Annotated in this window: 13 protein-coding genes; all 13 read right to left on the bottom strand. The window is 65.9% G+C overall.

Annotated elements, in window-relative coordinates; all coding sequences use genetic code 11:
• Positions 1-17: 17 nt before the first annotated feature.
• Positions 18-2,036 (bottom strand): hypothetical protein, encoded by a 2,019-nt coding sequence (locus VMX79_06255; protein HUV86699.1) that lies wholly within the window; start codon positions 2,034-2,036, stop codon positions 18-20.
• An 11-nt stretch (positions 2,037-2,047) separates the two neighbouring features.
• Positions 2,048-2,965: a hypothetical protein gene (locus VMX79_06250; GenBank protein ID HUV86698.1), complete on the bottom strand. Its 918-nt coding sequence runs from the start codon at positions 2,963-2,965 to the stop codon at positions 2,048-2,050.
• Positions 2,966-3,013: 48 nt separating this feature from the next.
• The gene (gene glyS / locus VMX79_06245) at positions 3,014-5,170 is read right to left on the bottom strand and encodes a glycine--tRNA ligase subunit beta (GenBank protein ID HUV86697.1); all 2,157 of its coding nucleotides are present in this window, start codon (positions 5,168-5,170) and stop codon (positions 3,014-3,016) included.
• A complete protein-coding gene (locus VMX79_06240) occupies positions 5,157-6,041 on the bottom strand; it encodes a glycine--tRNA ligase subunit alpha (protein ID HUV86696.1) in 885 nt (294 codons plus the stop codon). The genes glyS and VMX79_06240 overlap by 14 nt, the downstream gene beginning before the upstream one ends.
• Positions 6,042-6,160: 119 nt before the next feature.
• Entirely contained in the window at positions 6,161-6,805 is a 645-nt protein-coding gene (gene thiE, locus VMX79_06235) for a thiamine phosphate synthase (protein ID HUV86695.1), read from the bottom strand.
• Positions 6,802-7,578 carry a thiazole synthase gene (locus VMX79_06230; GenBank protein HUV86694.1) on the bottom strand — a complete coding sequence of 259 codons (777 nt, stop codon included), beginning with the start codon at positions 7,576-7,578 and terminating at the stop codon, positions 6,802-6,804. Before VMX79_06230 ends, thiE begins: the two co-directional genes overlap by 4 nt.
• A gap of 148 nt (positions 7,579-7,726) precedes the next feature.
• Entirely contained in the window at positions 7,727-7,951 is a 225-nt protein-coding gene (locus VMX79_06225; GenBank protein HUV86693.1) for a hypothetical protein, read from the bottom strand.
• A 221-nt stretch (positions 7,952-8,172) separates the two neighbouring features.
• Positions 8,173-8,700 carry a signal peptidase II gene (gene lspA / locus VMX79_06220; GenBank protein HUV86692.1) on the bottom strand — a complete coding sequence of 176 codons (528 nt, stop codon included), beginning with the start codon at positions 8,698-8,700 and terminating at the stop codon, positions 8,173-8,175.
• On the bottom strand, positions 8,673-9,044 hold the full coding sequence (locus VMX79_06215; GenBank protein ID HUV86691.1) for a TraR/DksA C4-type zinc finger protein: 372 nt from the start codon (positions 9,042-9,044) through the stop codon (positions 8,673-8,675). The genes lspA and VMX79_06215 overlap by 28 nt, the downstream gene beginning before the upstream one ends.
• 37 nt (positions 9,045-9,081) lie before the next feature.
• The gene (gene ileS, locus VMX79_06210; GenBank protein ID HUV86690.1) at positions 9,082-11,841 is read right to left on the bottom strand and encodes an isoleucine--tRNA ligase; all 2,760 of its coding nucleotides are present in this window, start codon (positions 11,839-11,841) and stop codon (positions 9,082-9,084) included.
• A 596-nt stretch (positions 11,842-12,437) separates the two neighbouring features.
• Positions 12,438-13,913: a glycosyltransferase family 39 protein gene (locus VMX79_06205; protein ID HUV86689.1), complete on the bottom strand. Its 1,476-nt coding sequence runs from the start codon at positions 13,911-13,913 to the stop codon at positions 12,438-12,440.
• Positions 13,914-14,666: 753 nt separating this feature from the next.
• A complete protein-coding gene (locus VMX79_06200; GenBank protein HUV86688.1) occupies positions 14,667-16,139 on the bottom strand; it encodes a glycosyltransferase family 39 protein in 1,473 nt (490 codons plus the stop codon).
• 165 nt (positions 16,140-16,304) lie between these two features.
• Positions 16,305-16,541: transposase (locus tag VMX79_06195; protein HUV86687.1), on the bottom strand; the 237-nt coding region annotated here is incomplete at its 5' end.

Below are 16,541 nucleotides of genomic sequence, written 5' to 3'. Positions count from 1 at the left end.
TGGGCGGTTGTAATCCCCTAGCCGGGGAAGGGCGGCCGGCCCTTCGGCTCTTGCGCTTCCGGAGGCGCCGCCGGCTCGGCCGGCGCCTCTTCCGCGGTGGCGGCCTTCTCTTCGGCCTCCGGTTTCTTCTTCGGCAGCCGGTAGAGGGTGGCGACGGCGACGTCGAACGCGCGCTCGTCGGCCTCCTCGCCCCACACCGCGTAGGCGGCGATTATATGACGCCGCTCGACGTCCCAGCTCCCGGCGACGAGGGTAAGGTTTCTCTTTTCGCCCGGCGCCAGCGACGCGAACGTCTCGCGGCTCGCCCGGCCGGTTCGAATCCCGCCGGTCGCCGCCAGCGAAACTTCCACGTCGCGGAGGGTTTTCTCGCCCACGTTTTCGAGCGAGACGTTCACCCGCGGGCCGCCGAAGACGCGGTCGATGCGGACCTTGACCGGCATCGTGCCGTGCCGCTCGCGGAGACGGGTGAAGGCCGCGGCGCCGGCGACGGCGTAGTCCATACAGGTGAACTCCTCGCCGCGCCGGGAGTACAGGCCGCGTTCGAAGTCGTGCCAGAAGAGCCCCTCCAGGTTGCCGCGGCCGTAGAAGCCGTTCACGGCGGCCACGTACCGGTCGTACATCTCGTACGGCTGGTTCACGCCCGGGTTCCACTTGTTCTGCAAGAGGTAGCGGTCGACGCTTACGCCGGGGATGGCGTTCACCTGGCCCTGGCTCAGGTACTCGGGCCAACGTTTAATAAGGTAATCGAACTCGTCCTTCGTCGCCTCGTACAGCATTACCATGCAGTAGTCCACGCCGGCGTCGTTCAACATTAATATGTCCTGGCCGTGCTGGTGTCCCATCTCCCAGCCGAGCGCGAAGGCGAACAGCGGCTTCGTAATGCCGGCCTCTTCTTTTATCCTCTTCACCGTCAGGGCCACTTTGCGGGCGCGCCACCACTGCCACAGCTCGATGGTACGCTCGTCGCGGCTGCGCAGCTTCGTCACCAGCCACCACATCTTGCCCTCGAGCGAACGCGCGTCCCAATCCGCCGGGACGTCGAGGGCGAGGTCGGCGACGAACTCGTCTACCAACTCGTAGCCGCCGAAGCCGGTCCTGATATAATCCAAACCGACGTAGTCGTAGTGGGGGTCGTTCTGGAGCTTGCGCGCGAGCTCGACCACCTGCTGGAAGCGTCGCTCGTCGTTCAGCGAGATGTGAAGCGTATAGAAGAACTGACCCTCGACGGGGTTGCGCGAGAACTTGTAGGGGAGCGGGACCTGCGTCTTGCCGTAGGGCAGGAACGAGCCGAGCCAGCCGCCGAACTTCAGGCCTCGGCCGTGGCACTCGTCGGCCAATTTGGGCCCGAACTCGAGGTTGTAGCGGTACCACGGCTCCTCCATCGTCGGCGCGTACGTCGCCTTCGTGATGCCCACCAGCGAGAAGAACGCGTCGGCGCCCATAAACTCCGCCCAGTCGGCCAGCGCCTTCCAGTTGTGGTTTTCGCCGGGCGACGCCACGGCCAGCCGCTCCCACTTGCCGTCGGACTCGAGCGTGACTACGCACAGCGGCTTGGCGGGACGCTTGGGCTTGCGGCCGGCGACGGCGAAATCCGCGGCCGCCTCCACCGGGCCCGAGGCCGTATCGGCGACGACCTCGGCGCGGTACTTGCCGAGCGGCGGGTTCCAGGGGATGGGCCAACGCGCGACGAAGACGCCGTCCTCCCGCTCGCGCCACTTGAGCTCTTTTATTTTACCGACCGTCGTCACGGCCTCGCCGCCGCGGGTTATAATGCCCCGTAAGGTCTCGGCGGCGACGTCGCCCAGCGCGTCGCGGTCGACGGCGACGCGGACCTCGACCACGTCGTAGCGCAGGTACGCCGGCTGCGACGTCGTCACGACGAGGGGGCCGCTCGGCTCTTCGGCTGTGGTGGGGGCCGCGCCTTCGCGGGTTTTTTTGCCGCACGGGCCGCAGGAGAGGAGGGGCAGCGCCGCGAGCGCGGCCGCCGTCGCGACGGCGGCTGCCGACCAACGGTGACCCGAAACCACTCGCGACATGGCCATCTCGTTTACCCGGGGTTAATCGTGAACCGCACGGCGACGCCCGCCAGCTTCGTGGGGAGGTGCATTTCGGCGAGGGTGTCGGCCAGCGCGGCCGCGTCTTCTTCGGGCAGCGGCGGCTCGAGCGCGACCGCGGCCGGGTGCCCCGCGGCGTCGACGACGAAGGAGACGTCCGTTCCGTCTTCGGCCGTGATGAGCTCGGGGGACACGGCCAACAGCGTATCGTAGAAGGGGAAGGAGTTGTACTGCAGCGCGCGGAAGAGGGCGCGGTACTCCTCCTCGGCGACCGGCTTGCCGCGGCGCGTCGCCGATAGCCGCTCGTAGGGGTAGGGTATAAGCGTGACGGTCGCGGCGAAGCTAACGTTGGCCGCCGCGGGGGAGAAGACGAGGCGGGCCGCCCGTTCGGCGAAGGGGGCGTTCAGCTCGCCCGGCGCGCCCTCCACCGCGGCCGCGGCCGTGGCGCCGTCCTCGTCCAATATGAACTCGAGCTGAAGCGTGAGCGGCGTTACCAGGTACGGCGGCGACGTCTCGAGCGTAAAGGGCCGGGCGATGGTCGGGACCTGCTCCGCCAGCTCCGCGGCCAGCGCGTCGCCGAGCCCTTCCGGAATCTCCGAACCTTCGCGCGTCCGTAGTATGGTGACGCCGCTTACCTCGGCGCGCGGCAGGCGCGAGACGGCGGCGAGGCTCCAGGGGAAGGCCGCCGGCGCGAGCAGCTCCTGGTCGGTGGCGAAGACGAGCCGCCGCTCGAGGCCCGCGACGTCGGGCGCCGCTCCGCGTTTGGGCGGGGGTACTTCCACCCGGCCGCGCGTAGCGCGGTGTTTGTAAAACCCCCACAGCGCCAGCCCCAGAAGGGTGCCGATGACCAGGCCGTAGCTTACGGCCCGTACGACGCGCGTGGGGATGGTTTTTCGCCGGATTATTACCACGGCTCGAGAACGCAACCCGTTTGGGAGAGCGCGGCGGTGAGCGCGGGTTTACTCATATTCCTCTTCGCCGCGCAGGCGGGTGAAGTCGGCGAACGAGAGGAACAGGTCCGCGAGCAGTTGCATCAACGCCAACCGGTTGGAACGCAGCCGCTCGTCGTCGCACATCACCATGACCTCGTCGAAGAACTTGTCCACGGTAGGCCGCATCGTTGCCAGGAGCTTCACCGCGTCGTCGTGCTCGCCGGCGGCGACGGCGGCGCGCACCGCGGACTCGGCCTTGCGGTATTCCTCGAGCAGCCGCTTCTCTTCGTCTTCGACCAGTAATGCTTCGTCCAATTCGCCCCAGGCCAGCTCCCTCTCCCGGCCTTGGCGGAGGATGTTGATGGGCCGCTTGAAGGCGATGGCGAGGGGGATGTATTCCTCCCGGTCTTCGTAGAGGGCCGCCAGCGCCGACAACCGTTTGAGCAAGTCCGCCGGCCGGCGCGCCGGCAGCGCCAGGACCGCCTCCACCATGTCGTCGCGGAAGCCGCGCTCCAGGAAGTTCTGGCGGAGGCGGCTAAGCGCGAAGTCCAGGACGTAGGCCGCGGCCTCGTTGCCGTTCGCGAATTCCGCGGCCTGCGCTACGGCGTCCTCGAGTGTTACCGCGGCGACGTTTCCCTCTTCATCTTCGAGCAACAACCGGCAAACGCCTATGGCCGCGCGCCGCAGGCCGAAGGGGTCCTTGGCGCCGGTGGGGCGGTGGCCGGCGGCGAAGAGGCTGACCAGCGTGTCGAGGCGGTCCGCCAGCGAGAGCACCCGGCCGAGCTTCGTCGCCGGCAGCGGGTCGTCCGCGGCGACGGGGCGGTAGTGTTCGCCTATCGCCTCCGCGACCGCGGCCGGCTCGGCCGCCGCTTCGGCGTAAAGTTTGCCCATCACGCCCTGGAGGTGGGCGAACTCTTTCTCGCGGACCATCTGCGACGTGAGGTCCGCTTTGCACAGCGCCGCGGCCCGGGCGAGGTCGCCGCGCTCCTCGGCCGTCAGGCCCAGCCGCTCCGCCAGCGCCGCCGTCAACTTACCGAGGCGGGCCGCCTTGTCGGCCAACGTGCCGGCCCCCTCGGCGAAGACGACGCCGTCGAGCGCCGCGGCCATATCCGCGAGCGGCGTCTCCCGGTCGACCTCCCAGAAGTAAGCGGCGTCGGCCAGGCGTGCCGCCAGGACGCGCTCCAGGCCGGCGCGGACGTTGTCCTCGGCCTCCGGGCGGGCGTTGTGTACCGCGAAGAACCGGGGCCCGATCTTACCTTTTTTATTTAGAATAGGGAATAGATGGAGGTAACCGAGCATGGCGGCCTCGACGACCTCGGCGGGCAGCGCCAGGTACTTTTCGTCGAAGTCGCCGGCGACGAGCGACGGCGCCTCGACTTCGTCCAGCACGCGCGCGAAAGTCCACTTCACGTGATAGTCGGCTTTCTCGAAGTAATCCGGCGCCACGCCTATCTTCTTCAGTTGGGTCGTGACCCGCTGCCGCCGGCCTTCAACGTCGACGACGGCGCCGAGCTCTTTTTCGTAGAAAGCTTTTAATTTAACTAGGTCTATCGCGCCGGCCTTATCGAAGACGGCCGCGAGGTCTTTCGGCCCGGGGGATATCGTCCGGTGGCCGTACGATTCGCTGCCAGCCTTAAGGCCCGCGTATTCGGCGGCCACGACGTCGCCGCCGTACAGGCACGCGAGCCACCTTATAGGCCGCGGGAACGCCACGCCGGCCTGAGGCCAGCGCATCGTCCTGGGGAAGGGCAACGCCGAGATTAGTTCGGGTATCAGCTCGGCCAGGACTTCCGGCGCGGCTCGAGCCGGCGACGCCACGTCCGCGGCGAGGTACTCGCCTTTGGCCGTCTCTTCGAAGAGGAGGCCCTCTTCGCTCAGGTTCCACTTTTTAAGGAAGCCCCGGCCGGCGGCGGTGAGCTTGCCGTCGGCGTCGTAGGCGACGCTCTTCGGCGGCCCGACGACGCGCTTGACCTCGCGCTGCTGGCTCCCGGGGACCCCTTTAGCGACGACGAGGAGGCGGCGCGGCGTCGCGAAGGCCGATACCGAAGCGGCGGGCAGCCGCGCCTCGGCTAGATGCTGCGTCGTTAACGTAGCCAGCTGCCGTCGCGCGTCCGCCACCGCGGCGGGCGGCAGCTCCTCGCAGCCTATCTCCAACAGCAAGTCTTGGGGTTTATCCGTCGTCATTTCCCCCGAGACGCTCTTTCTCTCTCTCGAGCCAGGCGCCCGCGACGGCCCGGGCGAGGTTCCGGACGCGGGCGATGTAGTTGGCGCGCTCGGTAACGCCGACGGCGCCCCGGGCGTCGAGCAGGTTGAACGTGTGGGAACATTTCAGGAGGTAATCGTGCGCCGGGTACGCCAGGCCGGCCTCGGCCAGCCGCCGACACTCGACCTCGTACGTGTCGTACAGGCGGAAGAGCATCGCGACGTCGGCCTGCTCGAGGGCGTAGATGGATTGTTCCCGTTCCTCCTCGCGACGTATCTCGGCGTACGACTTGCCCGCGCCCCAGGTTACGTCGTATAGGCTGTCGACGCCCGCCAGGAAGGCGGCGATGCGCTCCAGGCCGTAGGTGAGCTCCACCGTGACGGGGTCGCAGTCGTACCCGCCCATCTGCTGGAAGTACGTGAACTGCGTTATCTCCATGCCGTCGAGGAGGACCTGCCAGCCGAGGCCCCAGGCGCCGAGGGTGGGCGACTCCCAGTCGTCCTCGTCGAAGCGCAGGTCGTGCTGCTCGGGCTCGACGCCGATGGCGCGGAGGCTGCCGACGTACTGGTCCATAACGTCTTCGGGGGCCGGCTTCAATATGACCTGATATTGATAATGGAGGTAAAGGCGGTGGGGGTTTTCGCCGTAGCGGCCGTCGCGGGGGCGCCGCGCCGGCGACACGAACGCGGCCCGCCAGGGCACCGGGCCCAGGGCGCGCAGGAACGTCGCGGTGTGGAAGGTCCCCGCGCCCGACTCCACGTCGCCGGGCTGGACAACGACGCAGCCGCGCTCGGCCCAATACGCCGCGAGGGCGGCGGCGAGGTCTTGCAAGGATTGAGGATTTTTATCCACGGCTCGGCCCTTTTCGTTAGACTTTCACCTTGTGCCCTTAATATAATATGTTTATTGGGCCGATTTCAAACAAAAAGGCCGCCGCCGCGGCCCGAGGGTAGTACGCGTCTCGTCCGTTTTTATTCCGCGACGTCGACGTTGGGCCGCTTCTCGCCCCTCCAGGATTTGAACGCGTCCACCAGCCCCTCCGCGGCCTCGCGCGGCGAGCGGTGGCCCGCGACCGCCGAGATGACGGCGACGCCGTCCGCCCCGGCGGAGAGGACCGCGCCCACGTTCTCGGCGGTTATTCCGCCGATGGCGATTATGGGTATCCCTATTTCGTGCCGGGCCCGGTTCAATTCCTCCAGGCCCACGGGCGAGGCGTCCGGTTTGGAGGGCGACGGGAAGATGGTTCCCAGGTACACGTAGTCGGCTCCCTCCGTCTCGGCCTGGATCGCCTCGGCTACGCTGTGGCACGAGACGCCGATTTTGAAGGGAGGCCGGAGGACGGCGCGCGCGGCCGCCACCGGCAGCGAACGGCCGGCGAGGTGCACGCCGGCGGCGCCGGCCGCCAGCGCCACGTCGGCGCGGTCGTTGACGTAGAGCGCGGCGCCCACGCGGTCCGCGATTTCCCGGATAATTTTAGCCAAAGGAAAAAGCTCGCCGGCGGAGGCGCCTTTAAGGCGCAGCTGGACCGCGTCCACGCCGCCTTCCAGCGCTTCTTCGGTCAGCGTTAGCAGGCGCTTCTCGTCGGGTTCGTCGGGCGTAACGAAGACGACTTTCATCGGACTACGCCCTCGGTGGGGCTCGAGGCGGAGGCGTACGGCTTCCTGGGGATGCGGCCCGCCTCGAAGGCCAGCCGGCCGGCGACGACGGCGTCGCGCATGGCCGCGGCCATCTTGACCGGGTCCTGGGCCTGCGCGACCGCGGTATTCATCAGTATGCCGTCAACGCCGAGCTCCATCGCGCGGCAGGCGTCGGACGCGGTGCCCACGCCGGCGTCCACGATTACCGGGACCGAGACCGCCTCCATAATGAATTGGATGTTGAGCTCGTTTTGGATACCCATACCCGAGCCGATGGGCGCGGCGAGCGGCATCACCGTCGCGGCGCCGGCGGCCTCTAATTTTTTTGCCATTATGGGGTCGTCGTTGGTATAGGGCAGGACGACGAACCCTTCTTTGACCAGGGTTTCGGTCGCGCGCAGCAATTGTTCGGTATCGGGCAGAAGCGTCTTCTCGTCGCCGATTACCTCCAGCTTCACCGTATCGGAGAACCCCGCGGCCCGCCCCAGCTTCGCGGCGCGCACGGCCTCGTCGGCGTTGTAGCAGCCCGCCGTGTTGGGCAGGATTTCTATTTTTTCCGTGTCGATGTAGTCCAACAGCGAAGGCTTTCCGGCCTTGACGGCGTCGAGGTCGATGCGGCGGACGGCTACCGTGACTATCTGCGTGCCGCCGGCCTCGAACGCTTTCCTCATCACGTCGAGGTCGTCGTACTTGCCGGTCCCGAGAATAAGGCGGGACGTATATTCTTTGCCTCGGATCTTAAGGGAAGCCATGGCGCTTTGCCTCTTGTTTTAATTAAATATACGCGTATCGGTTCGATTCCGGGGATAGTAGCACATTTAGGCCGCCGCGACAAGGGGAGTGAAAAAACGGGGCCGCTTTCGCAGCCCCGTCAAATCGCTTTGGTCAACGAGCCGTAGGTTACATACCACCTTCGCCCGGTTGGCCCTCTTCCGCCGCCGGTTCTTCTACCGTGGCGGGAGTTTCAGGAGCTGGCGTTTCGGGAACCGGCTCCTCGACCGTTTCGGGCATTACTTCGCCGGTCTCGGCCGTTTCGGCAGGCGCTTCCTTCTTCTTGCAACCTACGAGCATCAGGCCGCCGCAGGCAAATAAAGCGACTAGGATAAAGACTAAAAGATTCCGCATCAGCGCGTAACACCTCCTTTTTATAAAATCACAACTTGTTTATGTTTCAGTATACCAGCAACGCGGTGGGGTGTCAATATTTATTTTGGCGCCGAAATCGCGCGAAAAACCCGTCGCCGCGGCGGCCGCCGCGAATCCCTTTTCTCCGCGCCGTTATTACGCAAATCCGACGCGGTTTGATTCCAAGTTCCCCTCAGTACGCACCGGCCGCTTTAGGGGTTTTAGGCCGGCGGCTTTTCCTCCCGCGCTTCGCGCTTTCTGCGGCGCTCGTCCAGGAAGGTGAGGACGAAGAGCGATATCGCGCCGACGGTTATGGCCGCGTCCGCGACGTTGAAGACGTACCAGTGCCAGGGGCCGGCGTGGACGTCGACGAAGTCGACCACGTACCCGAGGCGGAAGCGGTCGGCCAGGTTGCCGACGGCGCCGGCGAATATCGCGGCCGCGGCGAAGGACGCGGCCGGTTTACCCTCGAGCCGCGTGAAGAGGTAGCACAGCAACGCTATCGCTATTATGGAGAGGATAGTAAAGACCAGCGGCTTATGGGGAAAGATACTGAAGGCGCCGCCGGTGTTGTGGGATAACGCGAGGTTGAAAAAATGGGGGATGACTTCGACGAGTCGGCCGGGCCAGAGGTGCTTGAGGATGAGGTACTTCGTCACTTGGTCGGCGGCCACCAAGGCCGCCGCGAACGCTCCCCCCGCCGCGTAGCGGCGAAGGCCGCTTAGCCCTTTTCGGCTTCGGCTTGGCATTTCACGCATAACGTCGCGAAGGGCAGCGCCTGCAGCCGGGCGGGCGGAATGTCGCCCCCGCAGGTGTCGCATTCGCCGTAGGTGGCGTCGCCGATGCGCTCCAGCGCCGCGTCGAGCTCCTTTACGATCTGGGTCTCCCGCGTTATGAGCGAGGCGACCTTTTCGCGTTCGTCGGACTCGGTGGAGATGTCGGCGGGGTGAGACGTGAAGGCGGAGATGTCGCCGCTCGCGTCCCGCTGCGTCCGGGATATCGCGACCTCCCGCAGCATGGCGATGTACTCCACCTTCTTCTCCCGCATCTCGAGGAGAAGTTTTTCGAACTTCTTACGTTCCCTCTTGTTCATATTCGACCTCGAGTTGAGAGCGGGCGGCGCCCTTTCTTTATTTCCCTAAGCGGTGCATTACGCCCCGGCATCGTTCGCAAAGGTCCGGCCGGTCCCGGTCCTCGCCCACGGACGGCAGCCGCTGCCAGCACCGCCGGCACTTTTCGTCGGATGCCGCTTCGACGGTTACGGCGACCGCGTCCCCGCCGCTTCGTTCCAACTTGACCTGCGACGTGATGAAGTACGTCGCCAGGTTATCGGCCTCGGCGGCCAGGAGCTCGTACGCGTCGCCGTCCGCGGCCAGCGTGACTACGGCCTCCAGCGGGTGGCCTATAGCGCCCGTCGCCCGGGCCTCCTCCAACGCCTTGAGGACCGCGCCGCGCACTTCCAGCAGGCGCGCGAGCTTCTTCTCCAGCGCGTCGTCCTCGGCGGTTACGTCTGCGTCGTCCCACTCGGCGAGGTGGACGCTCTCCGGCTCGCGCTCGTCCGCGGGGAGGTGCCGCCAGACGTCCTCGGCCGTAAGCGGTATCACCGGCGCGACGAGCTTGGCCAGACCTCGGGCCATCGAGTACAGGCAGCTCTGCGCCGCGCGCCGCCCCGGCTCGTCGGGCGCCTCGCAGTACAGGCGGTCCTTGATGACGTCCAGGTAGAACGCCGAAAGGTCCACCGCGCAGAAGTCGTGGACGGCGTGGTATACGACGTGGAACTCGAAGCGCTCGTACGCGCGCCGCACCCGCTGCGCGAGCCTTTTGAAGCGCTGCCAGGCGAAGCGGTCCAGCTCGGGCCACTGCTCGGGCGGCAGCGCGTCGCGGCCCGGGTCGAAGTCGCTCAAATTCCCCAGGAGGAAGCGGGCCGTGTTGCGGACGCGGCGGTACGTCTCGACGACCTGGTCCAGCAGCTGGTACGAGAGGCGGATGTCGGTGCGGTAATCCTCCGACGCCACCCACAGCCGCAGCACGTCGGCGCCGTACTTCTCCACCACCTCTTGTGGTGGGATGACGTTGCCGGCGGACTTGTGCATGGCCTTGCCCTTGGCGTCCAGCATAAAGCCGTGCGTGATGACGGCCCGATACGGCGCCGAGCCCTTGGTGCACAGCGCGACCAGAAGCGAGAGCTGGAACCAGCCGCGGTGCTGGTCGGAACCCTCGAGGTAGAGGTCCGCGGGCCACGGCAGGCCGTAGCACTCGTTGAGGACCGCGAGGTGGCTCGCGCCGCTCTCGAACCACACGTCGAGGATGTCTTCCGATTTGCGCCAGCTCGAGCCGCCGCACTTCTCGCACGTCGCGCCGCCCGCCAGCTCGTCGGCCGGGGCGCGCCAGTAGCCCTCTATTCCTTCCACCGCTACCAGCGCCTCCACCCGGGCCAGGAACTCGTCGCTGAGGTTGAGCTCTTCGCACGAGGCGCAGTAGAGCGCCGGGATGGGGACGCCCCAACTCCGCTGGCGGCTGATGCACCAGTCGGGTCGACTCTCCACCATGCCGACGATGCGCTGCCGGCCCCAGCGCGGAAGCCACTCGACCTTCTCTATCTCTTTCAGCGCCGCGCCGCGGAGGTCGAGCACCTCCATCGCCATGAACCACTGCTTCGTCGCGCGGAAGAGAAGCGGGTTCTTGCAGCGCCAGCAGTGCGGGTACGAGTGCTCGAGCTCCTCGTAGTTGAGGAGCGCGCCCAGCTCGCGCAGCCGCTCGACGATGCGCGCGTCGGCGTCGAAGACCAGCGTGCCCTCGTAATCCGGAACCTCGTCGGTGAAGCGGCCGCGGTCGTCGACCGGCGAGAGGACCGGCAGGCCGTACTGCTGGCCGGCGTAGAAGTCGTCGGCGCCGTGGCCCGGCGCGACGTGCACGACGCCCGTCCCCTGCTCCAACGTCACGAAGTCCGTCGTTATGACCGGCGAGACGCGCTCGAGGAAGGGGTGCTTGTACTTGACGTCCGTTAGTTCGGCGCCTTTGAATTTCGCGATTATTTCGTATTTATCGATGCCGGCCGCGGCCATCGTCCCCGCCAGAAGATCTTCCGCGACGATATATACGGCGTCGCCGACTCGAGCGGCGGCGTAGTCGTAACCCGCGTCCACCGCCGCCGCCAGGTTGGACGGCAGCGTCCAGGGCGTCGTCGTCCAAACGACGAGGTACGTCGGCGCCTGCGCCCGCAGCTCGTCCAACCCCTCGACGACCTCCAGGCGGACCGTCACCGCCGGCGACTTCACGTCCTTGTATTCCAACTCGGCCTCGGCCAGCGCCGTCTCGCACGAATAACACCAGTGCACCGGTTTAAGCGCGCGGTAGACGCGGCCTTCGCGCGCCATCGCCCGGAACGCGCCCAGCACCGTCGCCTCGTAGTGCGGGTGCATGGTGAGGTACGGCGTCTCCCAGGTGCCGAAGACCGCCAGCCGCTTGAAGTCTTCCCGCTGCAGCGCGATGAACTTCTCGGCGTAGGCGCGGCAGCGCGCGCGCACTTCCGCCGCCTCGAGCTCCTCGCCTTTGGCGCGGAGCTCCTTCACGATCTCGTGCTCGATGGGCTGGCCGTGGCAGTCCCAGCCGGGGACGTACGGCGCGTCGAAGCCGGCCATGGTCTTCGATTTCACGACGATATCCTTGAGGATTTTGTTGAGCGCGGTCCCCATGTGGATAAGGCCATTGGCGTAGGGCGGGCCGTCGTGCAGGAGGTAAACGTCGCGCCCTTGCCGGGCCTCGCGGACCTTGCGGTAGATGTCTACCTTCTCCCAGTACGCGAGGAACTCGGGCTCGCGCTGGGCCAGGTCGGCCTTCATCGGGAAGGCCGTCTTCGGCAAGTTGAGGGTGTCTTTGTAGTCGGTCATAGCTGCGCCTCCGTTGCTCGAGGCGGCGTTAAGCCGCGTATTTTACACGAGTGTCGCCGTTAAGTCAAGTTAAAATTCCTGTCGTAATAGCCTGTTATATAACGAAAAAGCCGGCTTTGGGGCCGGCTTGGGTTTTGCTTATGGTGTTTATCTCAAGGCATACGCAGCCGGCCCGACCGGGGTAGGTCGATAATTATAATTATGGCGTTGGCCGGCTGGCGACTATACATAATCTTACCCACTTCTTGGATAAATATATAGCATAAAGGCGGCGGCGCGTCAAGGAGAACCCGATACCGGCCCTTTCAAGGGCCGGTCTATCAGCGGCGAGGCGTGAACCGCCAGCGCCCGCCGGTTGAAACCGGCGGTTAACGGCCGGCGGTATTCGAGGGGGTACGACGTAACGGCCCGCTAAAGCGGGCCGCTTACGCTACGCGACTCAATACCGTCCGCTAAAGCGGACGGTTTGCTTTCGGGCGGCTAACGCGCCGCTACTCAGAACCGTCCGCTAAAGCGGACGGTTTGCTTTCGGGCGGTTAACGCGGCGCTGCTCAGAACCGCCCGCCGAACCGAGGGGTTTATGAAGGCCGGGCCGCCTAGCGCGGGTTCACTATTATCGCTTTCCAGATGCCGAAACCTTCCACCTCCCGGACCAGTTCCCGGCGCACGAGGGGGAGGGGGCCGCACCAGAAATAAGGGTCCGTTTCCGCCTGGGGCGTCGAGCCGGGCGGGACCAGTACGTACGCTTTGAAAGTAAAGGCCAGCGGCGGGGTCCGGTCTACCGCGGCCGCGAGGCCTCCGTTTAGCATTAAGTAGTACTTTACGGTGTCGTGATGCCACCCGCCCGCGACCACCCGCGTCACCGGCGGCAGCGTGCGTAACGCCGCGGTAAGTTCTTTGGCCCCGGGCGCCGGTCCGGAACGTACCGAGTCGTCGAGGAGGTTTCTCGCCTCGCCGACGGCGCCGACGGCGGCGGCCAGCGCGACGGCCGCCGCCGCGCCCACCCAGGCCGCCTTTTTGCCCCAACGGCGCATCCTAAGTATCTTATGCGCGGCCGCCCCGGCCAACCCGCCGACCGCCAGCGCGGCCAGCGTCGCGACGTAATTTAACACCCGCGTCGGCAGCGGGAACCGGGCTTGATAGAAGGCGACGAGGGCGAGCGCGCATAGCGCGAAGAAGAGGCCGGCGCGTTTCGTTTTCGCCGCTCCCGCTACCGCGCCGACGATGACGACCGGCCCCCAGACCGCGAGGCCGCCCGCGCCCCAGGTTTTTTCGTCCCGTAGCGCGCGGCCGTACAGCCTCAGATATTGGCCCATCTCGCCCGGGCCGAGGCGGGCGTTGTATTCGTTCGCGAAAAACTGCTCGCCGCCGCTGTGCAGCATAACCGGCAGGTATAGGAGCGCCGTCAGCGCCGCCGCGCCGAGCCAGGCCGCGGCCCAGAACCCGAGCGCGCCCTTACCCCTTTTGAGCGAAAGAACGAGGTCGTACGCCGCCAGCGGCAATACTAACAGCAGCCCCGTCGGGACGGCGTAGAGGGCGAGGGCGGAGGATAGGGCCGCAACCGCGGTCCAACGCCTACCGCCGCCGGCGCGCCGTTTCTCTACGGCCCACAGCGCGAAAAGGCAAAGGAAAATCATGAGCGTGTACCCGCGCGCTTGGACCGAGTAGTGGACCGCCGGCGGCGACACGGCCACGAACGCCAACGCGGCGACGGCGCCGGCCCGGCCGAACCACCGGCCCGCTATCGCCGCTACGAGCGCCATCGCGCCGACGCCCGCGAACAGGTTGGGCAGACGCAGCGACCACGGCTCCGGGCCGAACGCTATGATGCTGATTTTTACGAGTACGGTGTTGAGGAGGTGGTTGTTGGGAAGCTGGTACGAAGAGAGCGCTTCGCCGAACGGCCGCGAGGCGAACATCACGTACGTCGTGGCCTCGTCGAGCCGGATAGCGTCAAATAGGTGGCCGACCCTGAGGGCAACGCCGATCGCGAAGAGCGCGGCCGTCGCGGCGATAAACGGCCACGCGTCGGCGTCGCGCAAGTAACTGCGCCACGGCTTAACCTCAACCATACTGCCGTCCCGCTCCTTTAGGCCGTCGTCCCGTTCCGAAACCGGCCCTTTTAAGGGCCGGTAACTCACTCGCCCGGCGTAAGCCGCCGGTACCGCCGGTTGAAACCGGCGGTTAACGGCCGGCGGCCACCTTATACGCCGGCATCGCGCTCGCCGCCGTGGTGCTCCTCCTGCCGCGATACGTAACTCAGGACCTGTTTTACGTTCTTCAACCCCAGGCTCTCGACGTGGTGTCCCTCGCTCTAAAAGTTCGCGTTAACGTCGCGGACAGGCTGAAATTTATTCCTTAACAATCCGGCCGCCGTCCCCTTGAAATACCGGACCGCGTCGCTCACCCGGTCGGAAGGCGTTAGCGCGACGACGAGGTGGACGTGGTCCGGCATAAGCGCCGCCGCTAAGATTTTATAACCCCGCCGTTCTGCTACGTCTAGAATTAATTTAAGGCCCTCCCGGGCGACGTCGCCCTCCAGGATGCGGCGGTTACGTTTCGTCCGGAAGACGACGTGGTAGTTTAATAAAAACGCCGCGGTGGTAGATTTCTGCTACTGGACGAGGGCCGCTATGTCTTCGGCTACGTGTAAGACCACCATAAGGCAATATACCCCGTGCCGCCGGCTTCAGCCGGCGGGCCCGGCGGTTAACGTATATACTGCTCAGAGCCGTCCGCTAAAGCGGGCGGTTTGCGTTCGGGCGGCTAACGCGGCGCTGCTCAGTACCGTCCGCCGAAGCGAGCGGTTTATGAAGGCCGGCCGGCTAGCGCGGGTTCACTATTACCACTTTCCATATCCCGAAGCCCTCCACCTTGCGGAAGAGTTCCTGGCGTACGACCGGCAACGGCCCGTCCCAGAAATATGCGTCCGCTACTTCCTGGGGCGTTAAGTCGGGCGGAACCAGTATGTAAGCGTCGAATGTGAAAGCTTGCGGCGCGGCCCGGTCGAGCGCGTCCGTCGGCTCGCCCATTTTAATCAGGTAGTAAAGAACCGCGGTGTCGTAGAACCAGGCGCCGGCGGCTACGCGCGAGACGGGCGGCAATTCGCGTAACGCGGCGGCGAGCGCCGGGGCTTCGGGGGCGACCCCCGAACGATGTGAGTCGTCGATGAGGTTGGCTGCCTCGCCGGCGGCGCCCGCGCCGGCGGTTAACAGCACCGCGGCCGCGACCCCCGGCCACGCCCAGGCCGGCCCGGAGATGGGTAGTTTCGCTACGATGACCTCGAGCAAGGCGCCTACGCCTAAAGCGAGCAGCGGCGGAAGGTAATAGAAAAGGCGCGTGGGTAAGGGCACCCCGGCGACGAAAATGCCGGCTATCACCACGGCGCAAAATAGCAGCAATAGGCCGTAGGTTCTCCGTCTCAACGCCCCCGCAACGACGCCGGCGGTAAAAAGTGGCACCCAAAACCACGGCCCGCCTATCCCGAACGACTTCGCTTCCGGCAACACACGGCCGTACAACCTGATGTATCGTGCCATTTCCGGTAGGGGGAGTCGCGCGTTATATTCGTTGGCGAAGACGTGCTGCCAGCCGTTGAAGGCTACGACCGGCGCGAACAGGAGGGCCGTAAGCGCTGCGGCGCCGAACCACATCGCCGCCCATAGCCTTAACGCCCGGGGCCGTTTCTTTACGGTTAGCGTGAAGTCGTACGCCGCGACGGGCATCACCAACATTATCGCCGCGGGCAGTGCGTACAGGGCGCAAACGCTTGCGAGCCCCGCCGTAACGGCCCACGCGCCGGGTCGGGGGCTCGAGCGCTTTTTATCTACGGCGAACAGCGCCAAAAGGCCGAAGAAGACGGAGAGGCCGTAGCCGCGCGCCAATACGGCGTAGTGGACGGCGGGCGGTGATATCGCTACTACTGCCAACGCCGCGACGGCGGCGACGCGCCCGAACCACCGCCGGGCGATTAGCGCGGTAAACGCCATCGTCCCTACCCCGGCGACCAGGTTCGGGAGGCGCAACGTCCATTCGGCAGGCCCGAACAGCGCCGCCGTTATTTTGACGAGTACGGTATTTAATATATGATTGTTGGGGATTTCGTAGGCTACCACGGCTTCCCGCCACGGCAGCGTAACAAACCGGACGTACGTCGTCGCCTCGTCGATGCGTATGACGTCGCACAAGTGGGCCGCCCGTAGACATATCCCCAGAATCATTAACGCCGCGGCGGCGGCCAGAAACGGCCACGCGTCGGCGTCGCGCAAGTAACTGCGCCATGACTCGGCCTTAACCATGCGGTCGTTTTACTCCGGGGGTTACGTTAGGCCCTCGGCCAAGGACTCCGCGACGCCTTTGACGGGCACGTCGGCGCCCAGGTCTTTCAGGCCGTCGTCGCCGTTCGATACCGGCCCTTTCAAGGGCCGGTGGCGCTACCGGGGCCCGCCGGTTTAAACCGGCGGTTAACAGCCGGCGTCGCGCTCGCCGCCGTGGTGCTCCTCCTGCCGCGATACGTAACTCAGGACTTGTTTTACGTTCTTCAACCCCAAGCTCTCGACGTAGTATCCCTCGCTCCAAAGGCTCGAGGCTGCTTCGCGCAAAGCGGGGAATTTTTCTCTGAGAAATCTGGCCGCCGTCCCTTTAAAATATCGAATCGCGTCGCTCACCCGGTCGGAAGGCGTTAGCGCGACGACGAGGTG

Source organism: bacterium, from assembly GCA_035529855.1.
GTDB lineage: Bacteria > RBG-13-66-14 > B26-G2 > WVWN01 > WVWN01 > WVWN01.
Note: the sequence above shows the minus strand (reverse complement) of the source record. Positions and strands in the feature narration are given on the sequence as shown.